Here is an 8,728-nt window from a genome sequence, read left to right on the forward strand (position 1 = left end):
GGTTCGGGCTGCTTTCCTTCCTCTGCGCGCTGCGCACCTCCTGGCTGGGCGGGCCGCCCCGGGCCCACGTGCGGGGGCGGCCCCCCCCCCCCGCGCCCCCCCCCCCCCCCCCGCCGTTTCGTGTTACTCCATCGGGGACGGGCCGGCGGCCGGCGGCGCGGCGGGGAAGAGGATCGGGCTGAGCAGGTACGGCTCCCGGCCCGGCCCCGGCCCGTTCGCCAGCCGGGGCTCCAGGACGGCACGCAACTCGCCGCTGAACTCGGCGAGTTCCGCCGGGTCGAGCCAGAACGTGCCCTGCCGGTAGGCCACTCCCTGGGCGGCCGGGTCGGCGTCCTCGCGGTCGAGGTAGGCGTTGAACTCGGCGATCAGGACGGCCATCGCGGCGGCGAAGCCCCGGCGGTGGTCCTCCCGCGTCATCGTGGCGGCCACGGCGGCGTCCACGACCGGACGGTCCTCGCGCAGCCGGTAGTGCCGCTCGACGGCGCCGCGCACCCGGCGCTCCTCGGCGACCTCCAGGAAGCCGGCCTCGGCGAGCAGCGCGACGTGCCGGTACACCGTCACCTTCGACACGCCGGACAGCCGCTCGCACAGCTGCGACGTGGTGAGCACCTGCCCGCCGGCGAGAGCGTGCACCACACGCAGGCGCACCGGGTGGAGGAGGAGGTCTACCGCGTCGAGGTCCATTGCCCCACGATTTCACAGTCGCTATCTTTATCAAAGATGAAAACAGTGCGCCCGGGAGACGACCCGGGTGCCGGTTCCCAGGGGGGAAGCACCATGCGCCAGACGAACGGGCGGGCCATCACCGTCAACGGGCGATCGCTCTACGTCGAGGAGTCCGGACACGGCACGGACGTCGTGCTCTTCGAGTCGGGCCAGGGCCTCGGCCGCGTCTCCTGGGACCCGGTCCTGCCGCTGCTCGCGGACCGTGCCCGGCTGGTCGCCTACGACCGCGCCGGCTTCGGCCGCAGCGCCCGCACCGACGCCCCCCTCGACCTCGACGACTTGGCGGCCGACCTGGTCGCCCTCGCCGAGGCCGTCGCCCCCGGCCGGTTCGTCCTGGTCGCCCACAGCATGGGCGGCCTGGTCGCCCGCCTCGCGTACCAGCGCCTCGCGCCCCGGCTGCGCGGCATCCTGATGGTCGACACCACACCGGAGACCGCGCCCGCCTTCGACACCATCGACCAGATCGCCCGCCGCGTCGACCGCACGCTCGCCATCGGCCAACCCCTGGTCCGCAGCCGCCTGGTGGCCCGTCTGCTCAGCGGCACCGCCCGCCGGGTCTTCCCCACCGACACCTACGAGACCATGCTCGCCGAGGACTTCGTCCCGGCCGGCCTCGCCCAGACCCGCCGCGAGTTCCGCGCCGTCGCGGCCGCCGTCCCCCGGCTGCGCGCCGAACCCCCGGCACCCCCCGTCTGCCCGACCGTCCTGCTGTCCGCCGACCGTCCCCGCCGAGGCGGCGAACGCACCCACCCCGCCCTCCAGGAACACCAGCGCCGCTGGACCGAAACCCTCCCCGACGGCCGCTACGAGACCGTCGCCGCCGGCCACTTCATCCAGGGCGAGCGGCCCGACGTGGTCGCCGCCCGGATCCGCGAACTCCTCGACCGCGGCTGAGCGGTGGGCCACCGGGCCTCGGTCGACCGGCCGCAGAACGTCCGCCCGTCCGACCCGATCGCCGACCTCGGCCGGTTCACGCCAGCGGCAGCAGTCCGGGCACCGGGCCGCCGCGACGGGACAGCCGGCGCAGGAACGTCAGCACTCCGGGTGTCCCGACCGCCCAGGCGCGGGACTCTGCGGTCGGGTCGCCGCCGGGGAAGACCGGGCGGCCCGCCGGCCCGCCGGCGCGGGTGAGGAGCAGGGCTGCCAGCTGCTCCGCCGCGTGCCAGTGGCGGGAGTCGCCGGTGGCCGCGGCGAGGTCCACGAGGAGGTCGCCGACTCCGGCCAGGCCGCAGCAGCGGACCACCAGGGCGGTGCGCGGGGCGAGCGTCCGGCAGGTGTCGGCCGCGTCGGCGGCCAGGGCGAGGAGGGTGTCGTCGCCGTACCGGATTCCGGCCTGGACGAGGACCGTGCCGAGGCCTGCCAGGCCCCGGCACCAGGAGAGGTAGCGGCGGGTCGCCCCGGGCCGCAGGGCGGCCGCGCTGAGGCGGGGGAGGTCGGCGGCGAGTCCGTCGACGATGCGGCGGGCGGTCCGGCGGGACGCCTCGTCGGGCCGGGCGAGGAGGAAGTGGGCGATGCCCGCGCGGCCGTGCGCGAAACCCTCGGCGAGGGCGGCGGTGCCGGGGTTGGGCTCCTCGCCGGGATCGTCGAGGGGCCGGGCGGTCAGTGCCGTGGCGCACGCGGCGGCCGCCGCGAGGTGCCGGTCGGTGTCCCGGCCGAGGGCGGCGAGCAGCAGGTGGGCGGTGCCGATCCCGGCCGCCCCGGCGATCTGGTCGGCCCCGGCGGGCTCGTGGTGGCGGTGGTACGGGGACTTCGTGCCGGGCGGCTCCGTACCGAGGGTGGCGGCGGCCCGGGCGAGGAACAGGTCGGCGCCCGCCCGGCCCTGGTAGAGCGAGCCGTCGAGGCGGTCGAGCGCCGGGTGGCCGGCCGTCCAGTCGGCCAGGGCGGTGGCGGCGGCCCGGGCGTCGGGGCGGTCCGCGTGCTCCAGCAGTTCGAGGCCGAGGCCGGCGGCCCCGTCGTAGAGCGACAGCAGGGTGCGGGGTTCGGCGGCGCGCGGGTCGGTGGCGACCAGCTCGCGGGCCATCCGCACGCAGGTGCCGACGGTGTGGTCGACGGCCTCGCCGAGCGGGGCCCGCCGCGGCGCGGCCGAGCGCCGTGCCGGGGGTCGGCCGAGCGGCCTCCCGCCCCGCAGGCCGGCGGCGGCGGCCGAGCGCCGGTCCCCGTCCGGGCTCACCAGGCCCGCGACCAGGGCCACCGCGGAATCCGCCGAGTCCGAAGGGCCGGGGAGGGCCGCGCGCAGACAGGCCAGGGTGCGGTCACGGTTGGTCGCCGGGTCGGGGTCGATCACCACCGGGTCGAGGCCGGTGAGGGCGTGGTGCAGCGTGGTGCCCAGCGCGTAGTAGTCCTCGGTGGGGTCGGTCCCGGTGGCGCCGGGCAGCCCGTAGCCCGCCGTGGCCCCGGGCGGTCGGGCGCCGTCGAGGGCGCTGACGCCGAAGTCGACCAGCGAGCAGCGGCCGGCGGCGCCGAGCACCACGTTCGCGGGTTTCAGGTCGCAGACCACCACGCCGCGCGCGTGCACCGCGTCCAGGGTCCGCAGCAGTCCGCGCGCCAGGTCCCACCAGTCGCGCCCGCCGGTGCCCGGCCCGGGGTCGTACGGGCCCGCGGCGAGGACGTCGCGCCGCAGGTCGCGCGGCCCGCACGCGCCGCTGACCAGGTACTCGTCGGCGCCGTGCCGGAAGTAGTCGACCAGCACCGGTACCCCGGGCACCCCGGCCAGGGCGGTGAGCACCCGGCGTTCGTGCCGGAGCCGGCCGCGCGCGTCGGTGCCCGCGCCGTCCTCGCCGACGTGGGCACGGGCCTGTTTGACCACCACCTCGCGCCCGGTGGCGAGTTCGACCGCGCGGTAGACGTGGCCGTTCGGCGAGCGGGTGATCCCTGCGGTGATCCGGTACCGGCCCTCGCCGACCCGGGTGGTCGGCGGCCGGGCGGCGGCCGCGACGGGCGTGAACGGGTCGCTCGCCCAGGGCGGTTGGCGGTAGCGGGCTTCGGCCAGGCCGGGGAAGACCGACCCGTCCGGGCCGGTCATGCCGTAGTCGGCGCCGTCGTCCGTGACCCGGAACAGTCCGTAGCGGTAGTAGACCGGCGCGTCCGGCCGGAGCCGGCGGTCGCTCACCACCCGGGGCCCGGCCCAGCCGGCCAGCGCCCGGGCCAACTCCGTTCCCAGCGCGACGAGGTCCGCCTCGTCCGGGTAGACCGTGACGGCCTTGCCCACGGCCGCGGGGCCGCGCAGCCCGCTGTTGAGCTCCCGCAGCACGGCCGCGCCCGCCGCGAACTTCGCGTCGCAGGTGCGGCGCAGCAGGATCGGGACCACCGCGTCCAGTAGCTGCGGGAGTTGGCCCTGCCGGGCGGACAGGTGGAGCTTCCAGCCGTGGGCGCGCGCCGGCATCCGCGGGTCCTGGAGGTACCACCACTGCCCGTCGGTGTGCAGCGGGCGGCGCGGGCCGGGCGCGGCGGCCGCCAGGTCGGCGACCCGGCGGCGCAGTGCCTCGGCGGAGCCGGGGTCGGGTGGTGTGGTCATCGCTCCGCCCCTCCCCCGGTCCGCTTCCTCGGTACGGGTCAGCAGTCCACGGCGCACTCGAAGCGCGTCGGAACGTAGGTGACCCACGGGTCGGCGAGACACGCGACCGGGGCGAGGTCCGCGTCGTGCTCGTCCTCGAAGACGATGGCGTCCTCGTCGATGTCCAGCAGGCCTGCGTCGCGGATCTCGGTCACCACTGCGCTCATGGGTGGTTCCTCCCTTGGGGGTTGGACCTGCTCTCCTGGATCACGCCGGGCGCGCGGGACACCTGGGCACGCTGATGCGACGTGACCCGCAAGAGGGGGCCTGGGCCGGTGTTCCTTGCGGTTGGCGCCTCATGCTAGCCACGCCGACCGGTCCGCGACAGGGGTTCGACACCGCCAACTCGGCCGCTCAGCACCGCGATTCCCGGCGACCGGAACGGACCGTTCAGTCGCTCACCAGGCGGCGGCCGGTGATCTCGTCCGGGCTGATCCGGATCCAGCAGGTCCGGTCGCCGCCGGCCCAGGGGATGGCGCCGGGGAGGCCGGCCAGGTGGTGCAGGACGGCGGGGTCGTGCACGTGGTGGGCGGTGCCGAGGAGGAGGACGCTCCAGCCCCGGCCGAGGTATTCGTCGATGTGGTCGATCTGGAAGGAGAGCGAGGTGCCCTCGGCCGGGGCGCCTCGCTCGGTGGTGCGGTAGGCGATGGCGGCGTCGTCGACGACGTAGTTGACGGGGACGACGACCGGGCCCGGCTGGAGCGGCAGGGCGATGCGGCCGACGCCGTGGGTGCCGATCAGCTCCCAGCACTCGGGTTCGGTCAGGCCGAACAGCCGCGGGTGCGGGCCAGGGCCGCCCTGGCCGGGCGGGGCGTCGGCGCGGCCTTCGAGCAGTTCGCCGCGGCTGAGGCCGAGTGCGGCGGCGATCCGGACGAAGCCGCCGGGATCGAAGGCCGGTCCGGCTTCGAGTAGGTAGCGGAGGTAGCGGGGGGCCATGGCCGCCTGGTGGGCGAGGTCGTCCTCGCTGAGGCCGAGTTGTTCGCGCCGCTCGGCGATCCGGCCGGCCACGGCGGCGGGTTCGGCCCGGTCGACGGCGTCAGGGGTGTCGTTCACGGTGGTGGCTCCTCGGCTTGCCGGCGGGTGCCCGAGGTCGTGTCCCGGGGTCGTGTCCGGGCGGTGACCAGGCCGGATCCATCCAAGCGCCCGGCGTGCGCCAAGTCGAGGAACGGCGGGGCGCCGTGCGTGTCGGCCCCGGCCGGGATGTTCGACGCGGGCCGGGACCGGTGGCGGGCCGAGGGCACGGGCCCCGACCCGGCCAGCTCCAAGATCAACTTTCGAACATCTCACATCTGCTTATAGATAAATTCATACGATCGGGTGAGTTTGGCGACGGTGCACACCCGATGGTTTGCACCGGTCCTCACGGCCCCTCATCGAACACGCTCACGCCCCCTCGGTGCGGCCGGAACAATCGTCGCGGCGGGTCGGCCGAGGCCGAATCCCCGCCTCCGCAACGAACTTGACGCCAACTCAGTTCTCCCGACCAGAACAGGGGCCAGCCATGACGACCGAGACCGTCCAGCAGAGTCAGCAGAGCAGGCAGAGTCTCAGCACCTCAGCCGCCAGGAACCTGGCCACCACCACCAAGACCGCGCCGCAGATGCTCGGGATCACCCCCCGCTACCTGCTGCGCGCCCTGCCCTGGGTGGACCTGGAGGCCGGGGTCTACCGGGTCAACCGCCGCCGGGGCTTCATCCTCGGCGACGGGCAGATCAGCACCTACGTCAACGGCGACGGCGCCTCCCGGGTGATCGCCGAGGACCTGCGCGAGCTGCCCTTCCTCAGCCAGGTGGACAGCCCGCTGCTCACCGCCCTCGCCAACGGCTTCGTCGAGCGCGAGGTGGCGCCCGGCGAGCTGATCGTCGACGCCGGTGCCCCCGCCGAGCAGCTGCACCTCATCGCGTTCGGGCGAGCCGAGCAGCGCGCCACCGGGGAGTACGGTTCGGACGCCCTGATCGCCGTCCTCGGCGACGGCGACTTCTTCGACGCCACCGCCTGGGTCGACGGCACCCCGATGCCCTACCGGGTCAAGGCGGTCAGCGCGTGTACCGTGCTCTCCCTCGACCGCCGGATGCTCGTCGAACTCGCCGACCGTGAGCCGTCGTTGCGCGCTCAGCTGGACGCCTTCGGCAACGACCGCCGGGAGCCCGCCGACCGCGAGCACCCGATCGACCTCACCTCGGGCCACTCCGGCGAGCCGTACCTGCCGGAGACCTTCGTGGACTACGAGGAGGCCCCCCGCGAGTACGAGTTGAGCATCGCGCAAACCGTCCTCAAGGTGCACACCCGGGTCGCGGACGTCTACAACTCCTCGATCGACCAGGTCCAGGCCCAGCTGCGGCTGACCACCGAGGCGCTGCGCGAGCGCCAGGAGTGGGAGATGCTCAACCACCCCGAGTACGGGCTGCTCAACAGCGTCGTGCCCAACCAGCGCGTGCGCACCCGCAAGGGCGCGCCGACCCCGGACGACATGGACGAGCTGCTGGCCCGGGTCTGGAAGCAGCCGGCGTTCTTCCTCGCCCACCCGCGGGCGATCGCCGCGTTCGGGCGCGAGTGCACCCGGCGCGGGGTGCCGCCGCAGATCGTGGAACTCTTCGGCAGTCCGTTCCTGACCTGGCGCGGCGTCCCGCTGCTGCCCTCCGACAAGCTCGACCTGAAGGGCTCGGCCACCTCGGCGCCCGGCACCACGAACATCCTGCTGATGCGGGTCGGCGAGGACCGTCAGGGCGTGGTGGGCCTGCGCCCGTCGAAGGTCCCGGACGAGGTGGAGCCGGGCCTCTCGGTGCGGGCGATGGGAGTGGACCGGCAGGCCATCACCTCGTACCTGGTCACCAGCTACTTCTCGGCCGCCGCGCTGGTGGACGACGCCATCGCGGTGCTCCAGAACGTCGAGGTGTCGAACTACCATGACTACTCCTGACGGATTCGGGCGCGGTACCGGGGTCACCGGAGTGGGTCGACCGCCGCTCGACACCGGCTCCTCGACGAGCCCGGGAAGCGGCCTGGTACCCGGCCCGGTCCCGCTGCCCGCAGCGCTCGCCCACGCGGCGGGCGGTCCGCGGTACTGGCTGCCGCAGCAGCCGGACCAGGCGGCCCGGGCCGACCCCGCCACCCCGCCCTCCGCACCGCCGGGCGGGTTCGACGTCGAGGCCGTCCGGCGGGACTTCCCCCAGCTGCACCGGGAGGTGAACGGCCACCCGCTGGTCTGGCTCGACAACGGGGCCACCACCCTCAAGCCGCGCCAGGTGGCCGAGGCGGTCGCCGAGCACTACTCGATGGGCACCTCCAACGTCCACCGCGGTGCACACACCCTCGCCAAGCAGGCGACCCAGGTCTACGAGGAGGGCCGCGAGGAGGCCGCCAAGCTGCTCGGCACCCAGGACGCCGGCGAGATCGTCTTCGTCCGGGGCACCACCGAGGCCGTCAACCTGGTGGCACAATCCTGGGGCCGCGCCAACCTCGGCGTGGGCGACGAGATCCTGGTCTCGGCGGCCGAGCACCACTCCAACCTGGTGCCCTGGCAGCTGATCGCCAAGGAGCGCCGGGCCCGGATCCGGCCGATCCCGCTGCTCCCCGACGGGCAGCTCGACCAGGACGCCTACCGGGACCTGCTCGGGTCGCGGACGAAGCTCGTCGCGCTCACCCACGCCTCGAACGTGCTGGGGACGGTCCCGCCGGTGGCCGAGATGACCGCGCTGGCGCACCGGTACGACGCCAAGGTCCTGGTGGACGGCGCACAGGCGGTGAGCCACTTCCCGGTGGACGTCACCGCGCTGGACGCCGACTTCTACGCCTTCTCGGGGCACAAGATCTTCGCCCCGACCGGCATCGGCGTGCTCTTCGGCAAGCGCGAGCTGCTGGAGGCCATGCCCCCGTGGCAGGGCGGCGGCAACATGATCGACTCGGTGGGTTTCGAGGAGACCTCCTACGCGCCCGTACCGCACCGGCTGGAGGCGGGCACCGGCCACATCGGCGGGGTGGCCGGCCTGCGGGCGGCGCTGCGGTACCTGGCCGGGCTGGACCGCCAGGCCGCCACCGCGTACGAGGAACAGCTCACCGCGTACGCCATGGGCGCGCTGGCGACCGTCCCCGGGCTGCGCCTGATCGGCGACGCGCCGGAGAAGATCGGGGTGCTGACCTTCCTGCTCGCCGGCACCGACCCGATGGCCCTGGCCGGGGCGCTCGACCAGCAAGGCATCGCGGTGCGCGCCGGGCACCACTGCGCGCAGCCGGCGCTCGCCGCCTTCGGCCTGCAGAGCGCGGTGCGGGCCTCGCTGGCCCTGTACAACACCGTGCAGGACGTCGACGCCCTGGTGTCCGCCCTCCAGGGCGTCCAGGCGGCCTCGGCGGGGTAGGCCGGGGCGGCGGCGGGCGGGTGGGGGGGGGCGGCGGGGCGGGACCGCACCACCCCCCCCCCGCCCCCCGCGCCCGCGACGCCCACCCCCGCCG

General features: G+C 75.1%; 7 protein-coding genes. 3 read left to right on the forward strand and 4 right to left on the reverse strand.

What is annotated here, in order from left to right; genetic code table 11:
* Positions 1-123: 123 nt before the first annotated feature.
* The gene (locus AB0P03_RS40215; RefSeq protein WP_363589555.1) at positions 124-684 is read right to left on the reverse strand and encodes a helix-turn-helix domain-containing protein; all 561 of its coding nucleotides are present in this window, start codon (positions 682-684) and stop codon (positions 124-126) included.
* Between the two features lie 93 nt (positions 685-777).
* Between AB0P03_RS40215 and AB0P03_RS40220 the strand changes: the two genes are divergently transcribed.
* Positions 778-1,620 (forward strand): alpha/beta hydrolase, encoded by an 843-nt coding sequence (locus AB0P03_RS40220; protein ID WP_363589553.1) that lies wholly within the window; start codon positions 778-780, stop codon positions 1,618-1,620.
* 76 nt (positions 1,621-1,696) lie between these two features.
* Here AB0P03_RS40220 and lanL read toward each other — a convergent pair whose 3' ends face one another.
* The 3 genes from lanL to AB0P03_RS40235 form a co-directional block, all read right to left on the reverse strand.
* Positions 1,697-4,240, reverse strand: coding sequence for a class IV lanthionine synthetase LanL (lanL, locus tag AB0P03_RS40225; RefSeq protein WP_363633675.1), 2,544 nt, complete (start codon positions 4,238-4,240; stop codon positions 1,697-1,699).
* Positions 4,241-4,278: 38 nt separating this feature from the next.
* Positions 4,279-4,446, reverse strand: a complete 168-nt coding sequence (locus tag AB0P03_RS40230) for an SflA family class IV lanthipeptide (RefSeq protein WP_363589549.1) — start codon at positions 4,444-4,446, stop codon at positions 4,279-4,281.
* A 223-nt stretch (positions 4,447-4,669) separates the two neighbouring features.
* On the reverse strand, positions 4,670-5,332 hold the full coding sequence (locus AB0P03_RS40235) for a pyridoxamine 5'-phosphate oxidase family protein (protein WP_363589547.1): 663 nt from the start codon (positions 5,330-5,332) through the stop codon (positions 4,670-4,672).
* Between the two features lie 448 nt (positions 5,333-5,780).
* Here AB0P03_RS40235 and AB0P03_RS40240 point away from each other — a divergent pair, with 448 nt between their 5' ends.
* Positions 5,781-7,199 (forward strand): family 2B encapsulin nanocompartment shell protein, encoded by a 1,419-nt coding sequence (locus AB0P03_RS40240; protein WP_363633677.1) that lies wholly within the window; start codon positions 5,781-5,783, stop codon positions 7,197-7,199.
* On the forward strand, positions 7,186-8,634 hold the full coding sequence (locus tag AB0P03_RS40245; protein WP_363633679.1) for a SufS family cysteine desulfurase: 1,449 nt from the start codon (positions 7,186-7,188) through the stop codon (positions 8,632-8,634). Before AB0P03_RS40240 ends, AB0P03_RS40245 begins: the two co-directional genes overlap by 14 nt.
* Positions 8,635-8,728: the final 94 nt, after the last annotated feature.

Origin of the sequence: Kitasatospora sp. NPDC088779 (genome assembly GCF_040685395.1) — a bacterium.
Lineage (GTDB): Bacteria > Actinomycetota > Actinomycetes > Streptomycetales > Streptomycetaceae > Kitasatospora.